This is a genomic window from Yersinia sp. 1252 StPb PI (genome assembly GCF_048593885.1).
GTDB lineage: Bacteria > Pseudomonadota > Gammaproteobacteria > Enterobacterales > Enterobacteriaceae > Yersinia > Yersinia enterocolitica_E.
In genome coordinates this window covers 1-849 of the sequence record NZ_JAZGQE010000423.1, presented here as the reverse complement: position 1 = coordinate 849, position 849 = coordinate 1, and the positions used below count along the sequence as shown (strand labels likewise).

Below are 849 nucleotides of genomic sequence, written 5' to 3'. Positions count from 1 at the left end.
GGACAGTCTATTACCCTTGAACTAAACAATGCCAGATTAGGATTTATCGAAGCTGGCAATAAGCAGGGAAAGCCGCAGCAGCAAGAATCAGGGAAGAGTTCAGCGCCGCAAAATCAGCAGCAATGGGGACAACAGCACGCACAGGGACAGCAGCAGGCGACGCACCAAAACAACGAACCACCAATGGACTTTGATGATGATATCCCCTTCTGACCAATAGCCCAAACAGGTAACCACCATGCAGCCAGAACAAATACTGGCCTGCCTCCGCGCCCATCCAGATGCATATATAACCTCATTCCACCGGTCAATTGGCAGCGTGGGGCGTGGGCGTTTGTCTGGTGGTGCAACTGGCGGGTGTACGTTGAATTATAAAGACTCATTCTACAAGGGATTGGGTGAGGGATTCGAGACGATATCGGTACACATTCCCCTGACGTATGTGCTTAACATGCGCCACTTGCTCACGGAAGAGCGATGGGAGGCCAAAGAGATTTCAGCTAAAGGAATTATATACCGACTCAAGCCAGAGCATATGCCAGCCAGCCCCACGCCGTTCTGCTCAACTAATGAAGAGCTGATAGCGCGACGCCAAGAATGCCTGCGACTGCTTTCGGCAGCCTAATCCCCCACCCCATTACCGGCAGTCAATCTGCTGAGGAAACAGTTATGTCTGAAATGAAGGAATTAAAGCGATTCATTTATTCCGCAACGGTCACCAGCGGCAGCGGATCGCAAAGCTTTTATATTGACGCAGAAAGCCGAGAAGAGGCAGACGCACGAGCGGCTAATAACGAATCAGATGGCATGTACGCTGACGATTCCGAAGTTACTGACCTTGACGCACTT

The 849-nt window shown here is 50.9% G+C and carries 2 protein-coding genes and 1 pseudogene; all 3 read left to right on the top strand.

Annotation, left to right across the window (positions count from 1 at the left end):
* Nucleotides 1-213 (top strand): annotated as a pseudogene (locus V2A85_RS24060) (hypothetical protein); the annotation flags it as partial.
* Nucleotides 214-238: 25 nt separating this feature from the next.
* On the top strand, nt 239-625 hold the full coding sequence (locus tag V2A85_RS24055) for a hypothetical protein (protein ID WP_420072602.1): 387 nt from the start codon (nt 239-241) through the stop codon (nt 623-625).
* 44 nt (nt 626-669) lie between these two features.
* A partial coding sequence (locus V2A85_RS24050; RefSeq protein WP_420072601.1) for a hypothetical protein occupies nt 670-849 on the top strand: 180 nt, incomplete at its 3' end.